Origin of the sequence: Vibrio sp. 10N.286.48.F5 (assembly GCF_041469785.1) — a bacterium.
GTDB classification, from domain to species: Bacteria; Pseudomonadota; Gammaproteobacteria; order Enterobacterales; family Vibrionaceae; genus Vibrio; species Vibrio crassostreae_C.
Window position 1 is genome coordinate 35797 of record NZ_JBFRLG010000013.1, and the last position, 18080, is coordinate 53876.

15 protein-coding genes are annotated in these 18080 nt (G+C 44.9%); 11 read left to right on the forward strand and 4 right to left on the reverse strand.

Annotated elements, in window-relative coordinates:
- Positions 1 to 4: 4 nt before the first annotated feature.
- Positions 5 to 895: a LysR family transcriptional regulator gene (locus AB4185_RS09620; protein ID WP_017079352.1), complete on the forward strand. Its 891-nt coding sequence runs from the start codon at positions 5 to 7 to the stop codon at positions 893 to 895.
- A 10-nt stretch (positions 896 to 905) separates the two neighbouring features.
- Here the strand turns inward: AB4185_RS09620 and AB4185_RS09625 are convergent, their stop codons facing one another.
- From AB4185_RS09625 to AB4185_RS09635, 3 genes are all read right to left on the reverse strand, one after another.
- Positions 906 to 2438 carry an AbgT family transporter gene (locus tag AB4185_RS09625; protein WP_372135385.1) on the reverse strand — a complete coding sequence of 511 codons (1533 nt, stop codon included), beginning with the start codon at positions 2436 to 2438 and terminating at the stop codon, positions 906 to 908.
- 56 nt (positions 2439 to 2494) lie between these two features.
- Complete coding sequence (locus tag AB4185_RS09630) at positions 2495 to 3667, reverse strand: amidohydrolase (RefSeq protein ID WP_372135386.1); 1173 nt, start codon at positions 3665 to 3667, stop codon at positions 2495 to 2497.
- A 328-nt stretch (positions 3668 to 3995) separates the two neighbouring features.
- Entirely contained in the window at positions 3996 to 4904 is a 909-nt protein-coding gene (locus tag AB4185_RS09635; RefSeq protein ID WP_372135387.1) for a DMT family transporter, read from the reverse strand.
- A 138-nt stretch (positions 4905 to 5042) separates the two neighbouring features.
- On the opposite strand from AB4185_RS09635, the gene rmuC reads away from it, so the two are divergent.
- The 7 genes from rmuC (at position 5043) to tatC (ending at position 11378) form a co-directional block, all read left to right on the forward strand.
- A complete protein-coding gene (rmuC, locus tag AB4185_RS09640) occupies positions 5043 to 6575 on the forward strand; it encodes a DNA recombination protein RmuC (protein ID WP_171732309.1) in 1533 nt (510 codons plus the stop codon).
- 65 nt (positions 6576 to 6640) lie between these two features.
- Positions 6641 to 7420, forward strand: coding sequence for a bifunctional demethylmenaquinone methyltransferase/2-methoxy-6-polyprenyl-1,4-benzoquinol methylase UbiE (gene ubiE, locus AB4185_RS09645; protein WP_029235100.1), 780 nt, complete (start codon positions 6641 to 6643; stop codon positions 7418 to 7420).
- A gap of 98 nt (positions 7421 to 7518) precedes the next feature.
- Positions 7519 to 8124, forward strand: a complete 606-nt coding sequence (locus tag AB4185_RS09650) for an SCP2 domain-containing protein (protein WP_019350537.1) — start codon at positions 7519 to 7521, stop codon at positions 8122 to 8124.
- Positions 8121 to 9755, forward strand: a complete 1635-nt coding sequence (gene ubiB, locus AB4185_RS09655; RefSeq protein ID WP_372135388.1) for a ubiquinone biosynthesis regulatory protein kinase UbiB — start codon at positions 8121 to 8123, stop codon at positions 9753 to 9755. Before AB4185_RS09650 ends, ubiB begins: the two co-directional genes overlap by 4 nt.
- 53 nt (positions 9756 to 9808) lie before the next feature.
- On the forward strand, positions 9809 to 10063 hold the full coding sequence (gene tatA / locus AB4185_RS09660) for a Sec-independent protein translocase subunit TatA (RefSeq protein WP_017060154.1): 255 nt from the start codon (positions 9809 to 9811) through the stop codon (positions 10061 to 10063).
- 3 nt (positions 10064 to 10066) lie between these two features.
- Positions 10067 to 10474 carry a Sec-independent protein translocase protein TatB gene (gene tatB / locus AB4185_RS09665; protein ID WP_017060155.1) on the forward strand — a complete coding sequence of 136 codons (408 nt, stop codon included), beginning with the start codon at positions 10067 to 10069 and terminating at the stop codon, positions 10472 to 10474.
- A gap of 148 nt (positions 10475 to 10622) precedes the next feature.
- On the forward strand, positions 10623 to 11378 hold the full coding sequence (gene tatC / locus AB4185_RS09670; protein ID WP_017060156.1) for a twin-arginine translocase subunit TatC: 756 nt from the start codon (positions 10623 to 10625) through the stop codon (positions 11376 to 11378).
- A 288-nt stretch (positions 11379 to 11666) separates the two neighbouring features.
- Here the strand turns inward: tatC and AB4185_RS09675 are convergent, their stop codons facing one another.
- A complete protein-coding gene (locus AB4185_RS09675; protein ID WP_017063053.1) occupies positions 11667 to 12428 on the reverse strand; it encodes a TatD family hydrolase in 762 nt (253 codons plus the stop codon).
- A 208-nt stretch (positions 12429 to 12636) separates the two neighbouring features.
- Here AB4185_RS09675 and hemB point away from each other — a divergent pair, with 208 nt between their 5' ends.
- The 3 genes from hemB (at position 12637) to polA (ending at position 17670) form a co-directional block, all read left to right on the forward strand.
- Positions 12637 to 13680 carry a porphobilinogen synthase gene (gene hemB / locus AB4185_RS09680; protein ID WP_017060158.1) on the forward strand — a complete coding sequence of 348 codons (1044 nt, stop codon included), beginning with the start codon at positions 12637 to 12639 and terminating at the stop codon, positions 13678 to 13680.
- Between the two features lie 76 nt (positions 13681 to 13756).
- Entirely contained in the window at positions 13757 to 14191 is a 435-nt protein-coding gene (locus AB4185_RS09685) for a GNAT family N-acetyltransferase (protein WP_017063054.1), read from the forward strand.
- Between the two features lie 680 nt (positions 14192 to 14871).
- On the forward strand, positions 14872 to 17670 hold the full coding sequence (gene polA, locus AB4185_RS09690; protein WP_372135389.1) for a DNA polymerase I: 2799 nt from the start codon (positions 14872 to 14874) through the stop codon (positions 17668 to 17670).
- The last annotated feature ends 410 nt before the right edge of the window (positions 17671 to 18080 follow it).

Consider the following 18080-nt stretch of genomic DNA (forward strand, 5'->3'; position numbering starts at 1 on the left):
TCTTATGGATGTGAGTTATCGACAACTTAAAGCGTTTATTACTCTTGCTGAAACTAAAAGTTTTACAGCCGCGGCTGAACAAATACACATTACGCAATCTGCATTGAGCCAAATGATGCAAAAACTTGCGGTACAAACTGCCTCAGAACTTATTGAGAAAAGAGGCCGAAAAATACTGCTAACTGAAACTGGTCGTACGTTCTATCAAGAAGCTTTGTTCATTGTTAACCGTTTGGATAAGTGGGAGTTGGAAAATAAAGCTCGTCAGCAAGGCTACCATCGAACGCTGGTTATCTCGTCTTTGTATTCAATGTGTTCTTCATTGGTTCCGAAAACCATCAGTGAGCTGAAAAGAACGCACCCATCTTTTTCGTTTCGGTTAATTGAGGAGCGAGTTAATGATATCCATAATTCAGTTCTAGAAGGACGTGCGGATATAGGTATTGGTACTCCCCCTAATAACTCGGAACTAAATTTTGAACTGCTGTTTCGTGATCACTTATGCTTTACCTGTAATAAGGCTCATCACTTGAGTGCAGAGAGTGAGGTTAACTGGAAGCAGGCTCATCAGTATGCTTCTATTGGTATCAGTCCAGGAAATAGTTTAAGAACACTTGCTGACCAGGCATTTATGCGAGCAGGTCTTACCTATGATCCTGAAATTAGTGCGTCACACACTTCAACATTGCTTGGTATGATCGATAGCGGTTTAGGTTCTGCTATTTTATCCTCAACCATCGCTTCATTACATGCTCATGAGAACTTGAGATTTATCCCAATAGTAAAACCAATTCAATATCGTTCAATTGGGCTAATTACAAGAAAAGAAACTCACCGACAGATCATCGATGAGTTTAATCTAATGCTCAGAAAGCAAGTCAGTCTCAAACTGTAGTTTACGCGGTCTACATAGGTCCAACAGGTAGACCTAGCATAGTGTAGGTCAAGAATACAGCTCCCCAGATTGTAAATAGAAAGAATGCATATGGGACCATCATAGCTAGAAATGTACCGAATTTTACGTTGGGGTTATATTTGGCTATCAACGCTAATACCATCGGCACGTAAGGGTTTGTTGGAGATATAATATTGGTTGTTGAGTCTGCGATTCGGTAAGCCATCTGAGTATATTCAGGTGATATATCCAGTAGCATGAATAGTGGAATAAAGACTGGGGCCATGATTGCCCATTGAGCCGAACCACTGAAAACAATCAGGTTCATGAACCCTGCAAGTATCATAAACATGGCTAACATTAATAGCTTTGGCACTTCAACCTGAGCGAGCATTTCAGCGCCATTCACAGCGAAAAATATAGCCAAGTTAGACCAATTAAACCAAGCAATAAATTGGGCAATAACAAAAACTAAGACGATGTAACCCCCAATACCATGCAATGACTTCGCCATCAGATCGGGCACATCACTCGCTTTCTTTATCTCTCCAGCTTTTACACCGTAAACCACGGCATTCATAATGAAAAACGCCATAATTATTGGGATTATGCCAGCAAGGAAGGGAGATGGAACTAAGCCGCCATCGGCGTTTTTCAATGGCGAATCACTTGGAAGTAGTAGCGCCACCATTCCTAGGATAAAAACAATTGATGCGTACCCAGACCATTTTAAAGCTCGTTTTTGAATGTCGGTGACACTATATTTCTCAGGTTTTTCAGTGCTCAGTGGAGACTCTTCGGCAGAGCGTTTTGTTTGCTTATCAAATCGCGGTTCTATGTATTTGTCTGTTATAAGTGTTCCAAGTATGACCAAGAGAGGTACCGAAAGAAGCATGAAGTACCAGTTAGCCGCGGGGCTAACTTCTACAGGTTCAACAATGCGGGCAGCTTCTGTTGAAATACCGGAGAGTAAAACATCCGTTCCTGCGATAAATACGTTGGCAGTAAAGCCTGCGGCCACAGCAACAAAGCCAGCAGCAATTCCTACGACAGGGTTTCGATTGGTCGCAGAGAAAATGATGCCAGCTAAAGGAGGCACTAAGATAAACGCCGCATCAGATGCTAAGTTACCGATGATCCCGGTTAGAAATATAGAGGCAGTTACGAAATTTTTGGGTGCGTTTAAAAGCGATTGTTTAATTGCTGAGTCTGCTAATCCTACTTCTTGAACAAGCCCTACCGCGAGCATCATGCAAAGTACCAAACCAAGAGGTTTAAACGCGATAAAATTTGATACAGCTGAATTTAGAATGTACACAAACCCTTCGCCACTGAGCAGGTTCTTTACTTTGATTTCATCTCCGCTCAAAGGGTGCGCTATATTCCCACCAAAAGTCGACACTATCCAAGACAAGAATATGACCGCTAAGCATAAGGTAATAAACATATAGAATGGATGGGGTATTCGGTCACCAAACTTCTCAATACGATCAATTATGCTGACTTTCTGAGGGAGTTGTTTTTGATCTAGTAAACCTGACATTTCACACTCCTGTGATTATTGAGGGTCACCGTGACCCCTGTGCTAATTTTTATGAGCTAGTTTTGTTGAAGTAGAGAGATGAAGTATGCGGCTCCGGTCGGTAACACTCGATCATTGAAATCGTAGTTCTTGTGGTGCAAGCCTATCGTTTCTCCATTGATGGTTAATCCGTTGCCGATGAACCCATAACATCCCGGTACTTGGTCTAGAAAAAAAGAAAAGTCTTCGCTGGCTAATAAAGCCTCACATGTTGCGTTAACCTGATCATTACCAACGACTGAAGAGGCGGCTTTCACTGCTGTCTCGACTTCGGGGAAGCTGTTGACGGTGGGTGGGTGAGATATTGGACCTAGGGAGAATTGTGCGGTCATGTCGAAAGCCATGGCAGTGTGAGAAACCAAAGTATCAAGTTGAGAGACCAAGCGGTCTCGCACATTTTGGGAGAGAGTTCTGAAGGTGCCACTCATTTGAGCGGTATCAGCGATAGCGTTAGTTGTCTCACCGCAATGTAACTGTGTGACTGAAACGACAAGCGGTTCAAACGGGCTATAAGTTCGACTAACTAAGCCTTGTATACCTTGATAGATATGGGTCGCAACTAATAAAGGATCTTGAGTGTTTTGTGGTAGGCCCGCATGCCCACTTTTGCCATTAATCTGAATAAAGAGACGATCGGAACTTGCCATGATCGGTCCTTCTTTGAATGCGAAATGCCCTTCTGGTATTCCTGGCATGTTATGAAGTGCGTAACATGCATCTAATGGATAGCACTCAAGTAAGCCATCCTGAAGCATTTTTTGCGCGCCACCAACGCCTTCTTCAGCGGGTTGAAAAATGAGTACGGCTTTACCATTAAATTGACGGTTTTTTGCGAGGTATTTTGCTGCATATAGCAGCATTGTGGTATGTCCATCATGCCCACATGCGTGCATTTTTCTGGCCTGACAAGAACGGTGAGAAAAGTTGTTTTCTTCGTGGATCGGCAATGCGTCCAGATCGGCTCTTAAACCTAAAGTTTTTCCGTCACCGAGTTCCCCTTGGATAACCGCAACAACGCCTGTTCCTCCAAAGCGAGAGTCTATTTGTTCAACGCCATATTCCTTGAGCTTGGCGATTACCATACTTTGTGTGTTGTGCTCTTCAAAACCCAGTTCTGGGTGTTGATGAATATTTCGTCTAATTTCTACCATTTCTGGTAGCCACTCTTCTAGTTCTTGTAATAGGGACACGTCATTTCCTTAGGTAACATTTTTATAACATATAATCATGACGGTGTCGTATTACCTAGTTGGATGCGTAATAGTCTTATTAGTAAAACTTATAGCAATCTATATCGAACTTTTTGATGTGGTGTTTTTGAATATCGGAGGTGTTGGGGTTATTCGCTGAAAATGACTTCAGTGAAATATTAGGGAACTAACATGACTCTAGAGGTAGATGCTTAATAATTAAAATAAAAATGGCGAGTCATAGGACTCGCCATTTTTGTATTCAAAGCTTGTTATCGTTGATAATTCGGGAAGTCGCGTAGTGCGATAATCCTAATCTTTCTGGGCATTAACTTTCAGGGCTGAGGTTGTTTTTCTTCTTTCCCCATTTGATCTGCTGGATAACAAGGCCGGCAATGATAAGTACCAAGCCAAACAGGGTCGCTGGGTGAATATCTTCACCAATGATGGTCGAAAGTAGCATCAACGAGATAAACGGTGACGCAAAAATCAGATTGCTGATACGCGCTGTGTTGTTGGTCAGCTTCAGTGCTGATAGCCACAAGACAAAGGTAATGCCCATCTCGAACAGGCCAACATAAGTTACGGCCATCCAACCTTTCGCTGTGATTTGGCTAAAGCTCTCGCCTTCAAAAAGGGTTAAACCGATCGCGAAAGGTAATGCCACTAAGAAACCAAGCAGTACGCCAACCACTGGGTCAGCCTTGTTTTTGGTGTTGAGAATCCAATATCCTGCCCAAAGCAGAGTAGAAAGCAGCGCCAGTGCCACACCGAGTGGGCTATCGAACTGCATGCCTAACACATCGCCTTTGGTGGCAATAACTACCACACCCGCATAGCTGAAGGTACACGCAATCCAATCTTGCTTACGAATCTTTTGCCCCAGAAAAACCGCCGCCATTAAGGTTAGCGTGATAGCCCAGCTGTAGTTGATGGCTTGAGCTTGAGAAGCGGGCAGCAGGTCGTAGGCTTTGAATAGAATCAGGTAATAAGCCAATGGGTTAACCAAGCCGAGCAGCAGGTAATACCAAGGGTTTGAAAGGAACGTTGTACTCAGCTGAGAGAGCTTACCTTGAAAGGCGCAGACTGCGATCAGCGCCATCGACGACACAATACTGGCAATGGTCAGCATTTGAATCGGTGAAAACTCAGCAAGGGTCAGCTTAAAAGCAGTAGCGACCGTTGACCACAGCAGTACTGCGGAAAGGCCAAAGCCCAAGGCACGACGTTCGTTCATGGCAACTCATTCTAATTTGATGGGACAGAATACGGAGCGCCTAGTCTATCTGTCGAATTTTAATACGGCAAACTGGACATTTATCCAGTATCAAAATACCATTTAATGAGTTATTTCAAATTAGGCTAAATCATTATCATGCAATGGATTATCGAACATCAGGCAACGCTTATTGCTGCAATTTCTGGCGCGCTCGTCAGCGGCGGTGTCGTGGGTTGGTGGATTAAACAGAAGCTCTCTTTTCAGCAGCGATTGCTCGAGCAGCAGCTAGAGTCCGATCGTTTGTTGCATGAATCTCAGCAAGCTCAGCTCAAAGCATCACTCGCAGAGGCGCAACAAGAGCTCGATGAGTTAGATGATGACCGAGACAAAGCGGCATTCGAGCTCAAGCAGGCGCACGGTAAGGTGATGGCTGCAATGGAAAAACTGCGTTACTTTGAGGCGGTAAAGCAAGAGCGCCAGCAGTACGCTGATGAGATCAATGTGCTTAAAGATCATAAGTCTGAATTAGAAGCCGAGCTGCGCGAGCAAGAAGCAAGGCATGACCAAGAAAACCTCGCCAATAGCGAAAAGCTGCAGTTGCTAGAGCAAGCTGAATCACGACTTAAGCAGCAGTTTGAACTGTTAGCGAATCAACTGTTTGAAACCAAAACCGCCAAGGTTGATCAGCAGAACAAGCAGAGCCTAGAAGGTTTGTTGTCACCTTTGAGAGAACAGCTAGAAGGTTTTAAAAAGCAGGTTAACGACAGCTTCAGCCAAGAAGCCAAAGAGCGTCATACTTTGGTGCATGAGCTTAAAAACCTGCAGCGTCTTAATGAGAGTATGACGCGTGAAGCGGTGAACCTGACTCAAGCGCTAAAGGGTGACAACAAACAACAAGGTAACTGGGGCGAGGTGGTGCTGGCTCGCGTGCTTGCTGAATCAGGACTGCGCGAAGGCCACGAATACCAAACGCAAGTGAACCTGCAAAACGATGCGGGCAAGCGTTATCAACCGGATGTGATTGTGCATCTGCCACAAGACAAGCAAGTGGTGGTCGATTCAAAAATGGCGCTGGTGGCATTTGAACGCTACTTCAATGCCGAAACCGACCAGCAGCGTGATGCTGCATTGCGTGATCACTTGGTGTCGTTAAGAGCGCACATCAAAGGTTTGAGCCAGAAAGATTATCATCAGCTCAAAGGCATCCAAAGCTTGGATTACGTGTTGATGTTTATCCCGGTTGAGCCAGCATTCCAAGTCGCTATTCAAGCCGACCCTAGCTTGGTGAAAGACGCGATGGAGCAAAACATCATCTTGGTCAGCCCAACCACTTTGCTGGTGGCACTGCGTACCATTGATAACCTGTGGCGTAATGAAAGACAGAACCAGAACGCTCAAGTCATCGCAGAGCGTGCAAGTAAGCTTTACGACAAACTGCGCTTGTTTGTGGACGATATGGAAGGCCTTGGTAGCTCGTTAGATAGAGCCAACCAAAGCTATCAAGGTGCGATGAATAAGCTAGTAACAGGCCGTGGCAACGTGATTCGTCAGGCCGAAAGCTTCAAGCAATTGGGTGTTGAAGTGAAGAAACCGATCTCGATTGGTTTGGCTGAAATGGCGCAAAATGAGGCTTTTTCAGAAAATGCCTCCTTAGTAGAAAGACAACCTGCTGAGGATAAAGTAAACTAATCGGCCGCAGCGCCTCTAAACACAAAGAGCGCTGTCGATGAGAACTTACCATGGTAGATAACAGCATTATGGACACAAGCGTGCAGACAAATTCAGCAGTAGAGTCAGAAACCACACACTTTGGTTTCGAAACAGTCGCGAAAGACGAAAAAGTCGCGAAAGTAGCAGAGGTATTTCACTCTGTAGCCGCTAAATACGACATCATGAATGACTTAATGTCGGGTGGTGTTCACCGCTTGTGGAAGCGATTCACGATTGATTGCAGTGGCGTTCGCCCTGGTCAGCGTATCCTAGATCTTGGTGGTGGTACTGGCGACCTTACTGCGAAATTCTCGCGTATCGTTGGTGAAAAAGGCCACGTGGTTCTTGCTGATATCAACAACTCAATGCTGAATGTTGGCCGTGATAAGCTGCGTGATAGCGGCATTGTTGGCAACGTACACTACGTACAAGCGAACGCTGAAGAGTTGCCATTCCCAGATAACTACTTCGATTGCATTACGATCAGCTTCTGTCTGCGTAACGTAACCGATAAAGACCAAGCGCTGCGTTCTATGTACCGCGTACTTAAGCCGGGTGGCCGTCTGTTGGTTCTTGAGTTTTCTAAGCCAGTGCTTGAGCCACTATCAAAGGTTTACGATGCCTACTCTTTCCACCTGTTGCCAAAAATGGGTGAGCTGATTGCCAACGACGCAGACAGCTATCGTTACCTTGCAGAATCAATCCGCATGCACCCTAACCAAGAAACCTTGGAAGGCATGATGCAAGACGCGGGTTTCGAGAATACTAAATACTTCAACCTAACGGGCGGTATTGTTGCGCTGCACCGCGGTTACAAGTTCTAGTCGAACTTGGTAGTAGGCTCTTAGGGCGTGCTAAACAATAAGAATAAAGACAGAACGGATAGGTTAAGGCTTATCCGTTTTCAAAGGTAAGGACAGTCATGCCATTTGATCCATTGGTCACCGCGGTTATTGAAACCTCTTTAAATACTTTCGTGAACGATGATCCAGCCTTGGTTCGTCGTTTGTCTCGTTTAAAGGGGCAGATCATTCAAGTTAATTTGAAAGAGCTGAATAAAACTCTCACTTTCGTTTTCAGCCAACAGATTGATGTGTTGTCTGAATATGAAGGGCAGCCTGATTGCTACCTATCTTTGAACCTATCGGTACTGCCTGAACTGCGTGAGCAATCGAACATCACCAAGCTGATCAAGCAAGATAAGCTGATCTTAGAGGGTGACATTCAACTCGCACAAAAATTTGCTCAGCTGATGACAGACTGCAAGCCGGACTTAGAAGAGTGGCTATCGCGCGTAACGGGCGATGTGGTTGCGCATACCTTGGTACAAGGCGTTAAAAACGTCGGTGGTTTTGTGGCGAAGCAAGCAACTAAGCATCAAAACCATGTTGCTCAGGTTCTGACAGAAGAGTGGAAGATTGCACCGGCTCCGTTAGAAGTGGTGCATTTTTGCGATCAGGTTGATGACGTAAAAAGCTCGGTAGCTCGCCTTGAAGCTAAGTTGAACGCTCTGTTGGAGAAAATATGACCCCAACAGAACTGAAACGTCTTTATCATATTATCAAGGTACAGTTAGAGTACGGCCTTGATGAATTGATGCCTGAGCACCATTTGACTAAAGCTCCTTTACTGGCGCGAAAGTCACTGTTTTGGCTTAAGAACAAGCATCAAGATAAAGAGTTGGGTCATCGCTTACGCCTTGCGCTGCAAGAACTTGGGCCAGTGTGGATCAAGTTTGGTCAAATGATGTCGACACGTCGTGATCTGTTCCCTCCTCATATCGCTGATCAATTGGCGTTGTTGCAAGACCAAGTCGCTCCATTTGATGGTGCATTGGCCAAGCAAGATATGGAAAAGGCACTGGGTGGCAGTTTAGATAACTGGTTTACCGACTTTGACATCGAGCCACTGGCTTCTGCTTCTATCGCTCAGGTGCATACCGCAAAGCTTAAAGAGAGCGGTCGTGAGATTGTTCTGAAGGTAATTCGACCTGATATTCGCCCGGTGATTGACGCAGATCTAAAACTGATGCACCGAATGGCGCGTATAGTCGCTAAGTCGCTTCCTGAAGCACGTCGTTTGAAACCGGTTGAAGTGGTTCACGAGTACGAGAAAACGTTACTTGATGAACTCGACCTGCGCCGTGAGGCGGCCAATGCCATTCAACTGCGACGTAATTTTGAAGGCAGTGAAGAGCTGTATGTTCCAGAGGTTATCCCTGATCTAAGCAGCGAAACCCTGATGGTGTCAGAGCGAATCTATGGTATTCAAGTCTCCGATATTGAGACGCTAGAAGCCAACGGCACCAACATGAAATTGCTCGCGGAACGCGGTGTGACGGTATTCTTCACCCAAGTATTCCGAGATAGCTTTTTCCATGCAGACATGCACCCGGGCAACGTATTTGTTAACCCAGAGAATCCAGATAACCCTCAGTGGATTGGTTTGGATTGTGGCATTGTTGGTACGCTCAATAGCGAAGATAAGCGCTATTTAGCAGAGAACTTGTTGGCTTTCTTCAATCGAGATTACCGTAAAGTTGCTGAGCTACACGTTGATTCGGGGTGGGTGCCACACGACACTAACGTCAATGATTTTGAGTTCGCGATCCGTATGGTGTGTGAGCCAATCTTTGCAAAACCACTTGGCGAGATCTCATTTGGCCATGTGTTGCTAAACTTATTTAATACAGCAAGACGTTTCAACATGGAGGTTCAACCTCAGTTGGTGCTTCTGCAAAAGACCTTGTTGTATGTCGAAGGCCTAGGTCGTCAGCTGTATCCGCAACTTGATTTGTGGGCAACGGCGAAGCCTTTCCTTGAAACCTGGATGATGAATCAGGTGGGGCCGCAAGCTGTGATCAACGCAGTAAAAGAGCGTGCGCCATTCTGGGCAGAAAAACTGCCAGAGCTGCCAGAGCTACTTTATGACAGCTTGCGCCAAGGTAAAGCGATGAACCACAGAATGGATCAGCTTTATCAAGGTTACCGAGATAGTAAGCGTCAGCAAGCAACTGGAAAGTTTTTGTTTGGCGTTGGAGCCACTTTAGTCGTATGCTCCGCAATATTAGTTTCAAGCCCTTATGAGCAGCTATCTATGGGCTGTGGCATCGCAGGTGTCACATTTTGGTTGCTTAGTTGGCGAGCTTACCGTCGTTAGACAGTAGACTCTCTTAATATTTTTATGTGTAGACAGACCCGAGGACAATGACAATGGGTGGTATCAGTATTTGGCAACTTCTAATCATTGCTGTAATTGTAATTTTGCTATTCGGAACAAAGAAACTGCGCGGTATGGGTGGTGACTTAGGTTCAGCGGTTAAAGGCTTCAAAAAAGCGATGAGCGATGAAGACAAGCCTGCAGATAAGAAAGATGCAGACTTCGAACCAAAGAATATTGAACAGCAGAAGACAGAAGCTCACGCTGAAACAACTGCTGAAACAAAGAAAGACAAAGAGCAGGCGTAAATCGTGTTTGATATCGGTTTTTGGGAACTGGTATTAATATCTGTCGTTGGGTTAGTGGTTTTAGGGCCTGAGCGTTTGCCCGTGGCGATTCGCAGTATTTCCAAGTTTGTTGGACAAGCGAAAAGCATGGCAAACAGTGTGAAAGATGAACTTTCTCATGAGCTTAAGGTGCAAGAGCTGCAAGAAAACCTACGCAAGGCGGAAAAAATGGGTATGGAAGATTTATCTCCAGACCTTAAAGCGTCAGTCGATGAACTCAAGCAGGCCGCTGCTGAGGTTCAACGTCCGTATGCTAAGCCTGAGTCTGATAAGCCAAGTGAGACTAAACCTAGTGTCATGGAAACTGTGGAATCTGAAACCATTCAGGTCAACAGCGAAGCTTCAGCACCGTCAGATAAGAAAGCCGAATAGTCTCGCAAGGAGGAGTCGCCGGATACTTGATTCGCTAGATGTTTAAATAGATATCTATTCAAGTAAATAACTATTCAAGTGGATACCAATTCAACTGGATAGATACACGCGCGGCTCCTTTTCGATCTTCCTGTTTAAGAGGTTTGACATGTCTTCGACTGAGCAGACACAGCCTTTAATTAGCCACCTTCTAGAACTACGTAATCGCCTACTACGTGCGATTGTCGCGGTGCTAGTGATATTTGTCGGGCTAATTTATTTTGCTAATGATATTTATGAATTCGTATCAGCACCTTTGGTAGATCGTCTACCGGAAGGGGCGACGATGATCGCAACCGATGTTGCATCGCCATTTTTCACACCGCTGAAATTAACCTTGATCGCGTCTATATTCCTCGCGGTTCCGTTTATTTTGTATCAGGTGTGGGCTTTTGTTGCTCCGGGTTTATACAAGCATGAAAAACGCTTGATCATGCCGCTATTGGCTTCAAGTTCATTGCTGTTTTACTGTGGTGTGGCGTTCGCTTACTTTATTGTATTCCCGTTGGTATTTGGCTTTTTTACGGCCATATCATTAGGGGGAGTAGAGTTCGCAACCGACATCTCAAGCTATCTTGATTTTGTACTCGCGCTGTTCTTTGCTTTTGGTATTGCCTTTGAAGTGCCTGTTGCGATTATCTTGTTGTGTTGGACGGGGGCAACAACGCCTCAATCTCTGTCTGAAAAGCGTCCTTACATTGTGGTGGGTGCTTTCATCATCGGTATGATGCTGACACCACCAGATATGATCTCGCAAACACTGTTGGCGATTCCAATGTGTATTCTGTTTGAGATTGGTCTGTTTTTCGCACGCTTTTATACACGTAAGCCAGATGCGGATGAAGAGGAAGAAGCTGAATCTTGATTCGGAATGCTTCAGTAAAAATCACATAATAAAAAAGCGGCCTAGGGCCGCTTTTTTATTATGTCTGTTTATCGAATCTTTAACTGATAGCCACAGTTCTGACATATATAGAGCTCTTTGATGCCCAAAATTTTATGCCATAGGGTTCGATGTTGACGTTGTAAGTGTTGTGAATGGTCACACATAATCAACTACCTCTATATGCAGGTGGTTGATACTATACATGTCACTTAGCTTTCTCAAATAAATTCAGGAAAAATCCGTAATAATTACTTATTAATAGATTTGTCATAAATTAAACAATGCCTTAGCATTTTTGGTGGTTATGTTTTCGACTTCTTCAAGGGTAATTCCGCGTAATTCGGCGATGCGTTTTGCTACTAATTCTGTGTAGGCTGGTTCATTGCGTTTACCGCGATTCGGTGTTGGTGCCAAGTATGGGCAATCTGTCTCTAGAATGACGTAATCCATATCGAGATGTGGGATCACCTTGTCCATCCCAGAGTTCTTAAAGGTCGAAACGCCGCCTAAACCTAAATGAAAGCCTAGCTCGTTGATCGCTTGAGCTTCCTCTAAGCTGCTACCAAAGCAGTGGAATACCCCGCGTAAGCTGCCATCTTGTTCTTTACGAAGTAGGGCAAGTGTCTCTTCAATGGAATCACGAGTGTGGATCACCACAGGTAGATCAAGCTCTTTTGCCCACTGCAGTTGAGTCACAAACGCCATCTCTTGTTCAGCCTTGAAGGTTTTATCCCAGTACAAGTCGATACCAATCTCACCCACCGCGATAAAGTCATGCTTATCAAACCAAGCTCGAATGGTTTTGAGGGTTTGCTCGATATTCGCATCCACATAACAAGGGTGTAAGCCCATCATTGAACGGCACACATCAGGAAACTGCGCTTCCGTTGCTAACATTGGTTCGATAGATTCTAAATCGATGTTCGGCAATAGAATGGTATCAATCCCTTGAGCCAGTGCGCGCTGCACAACTTGTTCGCGGTCTTCATCGAATTCACTAGCGTAAATATGAGCATGGGTGTCGATCATTGTTTTGTCCTGAAAGCGGTCTTTACTGAGTTGTCATGAGTATACGGCAGTGTGAGGAGAAGGTCATTTTTTGCCATTTATCCCTATTTTTGAGTGGGTTTCATATTTTACTGCTAGCGTCCTGAGCCATCAGTGATATGCTTTTGCCTGTATTTAGCACTTTTCATATCTAAGTATTTCGGTGCTTAGACTAGGCAAGGAGAATCTAGTGTCTGTTTCAATTCAAGGTCAATTCCCAGGTCGCCGTATGCGCCGTATGCGTAAGCACGACTTTAGCCGTCGCCTAATGGCAGAAAATCAATTGTCTGTGGATGATCTAATCTACCCAATGTTTATCCTGATGGGTAAAGACCGCCGCGAGCCTGTCGAGTCAATGCCAGGTGTTGAACGCTTGTCGATCGACTACATGCTTGAGGAAGCAGATTACCTGTCAAAGCTGGGTGTTCCTGCGATTGCTCTATTTCCAGTCGTGAACCAAGATGCTAAAAGTTTATGCGCAGCTGAAGCTCATAACTCAGAAGGTTTGGTGCAGCGCGCTGTACGTTTACTAAAAGAGCATGTGCCAAACATTGGCGTTATTACTGACGTAGCACTAGACCCGTTCACCACTCACGGCCAAGACGGCATCATCGATGAAGATGGTTACGTGATGAATGACGAGACGACTGAAGTCTTGATCAAGCAAGCATTATCACACGCTGAAGCGGGTGCTGACGTAGTTGCCCCATCGGATATGATGGATGGTCGCATTGGTAAGATCCGTGAAGCGTTAGAAGAAGCGGGCCATATTCATACTCAGATTATGGCGTACTCTGCAAAATATGCATCGTGCTACTACGGCCCATTCCGTGATGCAGTTGGCAGTGCTTCGAACCTGAAAGGTGGTAACAAGAAGAACTACCAGATGGATCCAGCCAACAGCGATGAAGCGATTCATGAAGTCGCGATGGATCTTAATGAAGGTGCGGACATGGTGATGGTGAAACCAGGCATGCCTTACCTTGATATTGTTCGTCGTGTTAAGCACGAACTGCAAGCGCCTACGTTTGCTTACCAAGTATCTGGTGAATACGCGATGCACAAAGCGGCGATTCAAAACGGCTGGCTGAAAGAGCGCGAAACCGTCATGGAATCACTGTTGTGCTTTAAGCGTGCTGGCGCTGATGGCATTCTTACTTACTTCGCTAAAGATGTCGCAGAGTGGCTTGCTGAAGATAACGCACAAGCTGCTGAGCATTTAAAAGAAAAGTAACCGTGTAGATCTCACTTAAGTGATCAGTAAAGGGTTGGCCATTGTGCCAGCCCTTTCGTTTATAAGGATGAATAAGATGTCAGTTGTCGTACGTGAAGGTTCTTTAGAAGAAGTGGTGTCTGTGGTCGAGCAGATCTCTGAGTTCGCTAAAAAAGAGAGTGTCGCTTCTCTGTCAGAGCGGCTGGCAGGGAAAAAGAGCCTTATCTTAGTGGCTGAAGAAGCTGGCGTGTTGCTTGGCTTTAAGATCGGCTATGAATTGGATCAAGATACTTTTTACAGCTGGTTTGGTGGCGTGTCACCGCTCGCGAGGAACAAAGGCGTTGCACAGGCGCAATTAGACGTTCAGGAACAGTGGGCGAAAGAGCAGGGCTACAGACAGTTAAAGGTTAAGTCTCGTAACCAGTTCCCTGCAATGTTGCGCCTGTTATTGAGAAACGGTTACCTAATCGAAAGATTTGAAGAAAAAGAAGACATTAATGACCATAGAATCCATTTTTTGAAGCAAATTTAAGCACTGCTGTTAACGGTTTATAAATTAAATGAGATTTATTCTCATTTAATTGTTGACTATTAAATGAGAATCATTATTATTAACTTCGTCTTAGGGAATGAGGAAATGTTCACAAGGATGTTAAGTACTCAAGTATCTACTTGGTTACCCAACAGAATTCTCGCGAACTTGTACTAAGTTCTTTTTGACACGACATTGCTCACATTGCTTCCAGTGTAATTTATAGCTTTTAGGTAAAGCTGTGGTATTCAATTTGAATGGCTTTACCGGTTTTTGCTAGGCGACATCTTCGGGTGTCGCTTTTTTTTATACCTACCATTTCAACAAGATGCATATTTAGTGGCACGTATTTTTATGAATAAAACGCCATCAGCATTCTTTTCCACAACGCAAGATCGAGAAAAGATCGTTGATCATCTGTTCGATCTGTAAAATTATTCTTTATTTTCAGTTGTTTATTGGTGTTTTTTGAGTTGTTCACCGTAGTTCTCAACAGGGTGGATAAATAATATAAACAGAGTTATCCACAGAACGCTTGCGTCTAAGAACAAAAAATAACAACAAATCGATTATAACGAACACAACCGAGTGAACGGATACAGATCGACAACGTGGAATCCAACCAACAGACGTGGCATTCTTAACAGATAATTTCTGTACTTACTGGATACACAAACATTATGGCTCGTATTCCTGATAATCCATTGATTCTGATCGATGGCTCTTCTTACCTATATCGCGCGTTTCATGCTTACCCTGGCACCATGAGCAATGGTGATATCCCGACTAACGCGGTTTACGGTGTAGTTAACATGCTGCGCAGCATGATGCGTCAATTTGCTTCTGATCGTATTGCGGTTATTTTTGATGCAAAAGGAAAGACGTTCCGTGATGACATGTACCCAGAGTACAAGGCTAATCGTCCACCTATGCCGGATGATCTACGTTGTCAGATCGAACCTTTGCACAACGTGATTCGCGCAATGGGTCTACCACTTATCTCGATCCCAGGCGTTGAAGCGGATGATGTGATTGGTACGCTAGCTTCTCAAGCATCTAAAGCGGGCATGCCGGTTTTGATCAGTACTGGCGATAAAGATATGGCGCAGCTGGTTGATGACAACGTTACTTTGATCAACACCATGACCAACGTGGTTATGGATCGCGAAGGCGTGATAGAGAAGTTTGGCATCCCACCTGAGCTGATTATCGACTACCTTGCACTGATGGGCGATAAAGTGGATAACATTCCTGGCGTTCCAGGTGTTGGTGACAAAACAGCAACTGCTCTACTACAAGGCATTGGTAGCATCGAAAAGCTGTATCAAAACCTGGATGATATTGCCGCTCTTGGCTTCCGTGGTTCAAAAACCATGGCTAAGAAGCTGATTGATAATAAAGACAACGCTGAGATGTCTTACGAGCTTGCAACGATCAAACTGGACGTCGAGTTAGAAGAGACACCTGAGTCGCTTGTAAAAGCACAACCAAATACGGATGAGCTGATTAAGCTATACGGTCAACTGGTCTTCAAATCTTGGTTGAACGAGCTACTTGAAGGCGGCAGCGGTGTGGTTGAGGCGGATGAGAAGTCGGGTGCAGTGCGCAGCAGCACGGCATCAACCACTTCTACCGTAGAAATGAACACCTCTGCAGTGACGATTGATCGCAGCAACTACGAAACCATCTTAGATGAAGCCTCTTTTAATGCGTGGCTAGAGAAACTGAAAGCGTCAGAGGTGTTTGCCTTTGATACTGAAACAGATAGCTTGGACTACATGGTGGCTAACCTTGTTGGTCTATCATTCGCAACCGAAGAAGGCGTTGCCGCTTACGTACCGGTTGCCCATGATTACCTAGATGCACCTCAACAACTCGACCGTGATTGGGTACTTGAACAGCTTAAGCCGATTCTTGAAGATGACGCACAGGCTAAAGTCGGTCAAAACCTGAAGTACGATATGAGCGTTTTAGCGCGCTACGGTATCGAGATGAAAGGCATCAAGCACGACACCATGCTAGCGTCTTATGTTTTTAATAGCGTTGGCGGTAAACATGACATGGACAGCTTAGCGCTACGATTCTTACAACACAGCTGCATCTCGTTTGAGCAGATTGCGGGCAAAGGTAAGAAACAACTGACGTTCAACCAGATTGAGTTGGGTGAAGCGTCTCCATATGCGGCTGAAGATGCTGACGTAACACTGCGTCTTCATAACCGTTTGATGGAAAACATTGAACAAGATGAAAAGCTAAAAGCCATCTATGAAGAAATCGAAGTACCACTGATCCCTGTAATGTCTCGCATTGAACGTACCGGCGTATTCATCGATGACATGTTGCTGGGCGCTCAATCGCAAGAGATTGCGGTTCGTCTGGATGAGCTAGAACAGAAAGCCTACGAGATTGCAGAGCAAGAGTTCAACATGAACTCGCCAAAACAGCTGCAAGCGATCCTGTTTGAGAAAATGGGTCTGCCTGTTATCAAGAAAACGCCATCAGGTGCACCTTCAACCAACGAAGAAGTGCTGCAAGAGTTGGCTCTTGATTACCCGCTACCTAAGCTGATCATTGAGTATCGTGGCCTTGCGAAACTAAAGTCGACCTACACAGATAAACTACCGAAGATGATCAACGCTGAAACGGGTCGTGTTCATACGTCTTACCACCAAGCGGTAACGGCGACGGGTCGTTTGTCTTCTACTGATCCAAACCTACAGAACATCCCAATTCGTAATGAAGAAGGCCGTCGTATCCGCCAAGCATTCGTTGCACAGCATGGTTGGAAGATTCTAGCGGTCGATTACTCTCAAATTGAATTGCGTATCATGGCGCACTTATCGGGTGACAAAGCGCTTCTGGAAGCATTCCAACAAGGTAAAGATATCCACGCAGCAACTGCGGCTGAGATCATCGGCGTTAATATTGAGGATGTAACGACGGAACAACGTCGTCGTGCTAAGGCCGTTAACTTCGGTCTTATCTACGGTATGAGTGCCTTTGGTTTGGCTAAGCAGCTAGGTATTCCTCGTGGCGAAGCACAGCACTACATGGATACTTACTTCGAGCGCTACCCTGGTGTGATGCAGTACATGGAAGACACGCGCAGTGCTGCTTCAGAGCAGGGCTTCGTTGAAACCATTTACGGTCGTCGTTTGCACCTTCCTGAAATTCAATCTCGTAATGGCATGCGTCGTAAAGCTGCTGAGCGTGCGGCGATCAACGCGCCAATGCAAGGTACAGCAGCGGACATCATTAAGAAAGCGATGTTGTTGGTGGATGAGTGGATTCAAGCGGAAGGCGATGGTCGTGTAAAACTGCTTATGCAGGTACACGATGAATTGGTGTTTGAAGTGGAAGAGTCATCTTTAGCCGAAATTGAAAGTAAAGTACAAGAATTGATGGAATCCGCTGCAGAGCTAGAAGTGCCGCTTGTCGCGGAAGCTGGCCACGGTGACAACTGGGATCAAGCCCACTAATCAGTTTTTGACCTTAATAAGCAAATTAGTATGAGCCAGTGCACAAACACTGGCTTTTTTTTGTCTCAAATAAAGTTAAGTCGTAATAAGAATTTAGGTGTTTTAATAAAACATTCATGAAAAAAAACTACAAAAGTTGTTTTCATTTCTGAGCAATTGTTGTACATTAAATCTCGTAGGGTACAGAGGTAAGATGTTCTATCTTTCAGACCTTTTGTTTCACGTTATTGGATTAGGCTGATTCAGCCGCCCCAGTCAGTATTTGACTGGGGCGTTTTTTCTTGTGCGAAAGAAAAATATTTCCAACCTATCATTCCCCCGTAAAACCTCTCATTTTTAGTGCCTTTTATTACACTTTCTCAAGCACAGTGATAAACCCCTGATTTGCCTTAGATCTGAAATTCGATCAG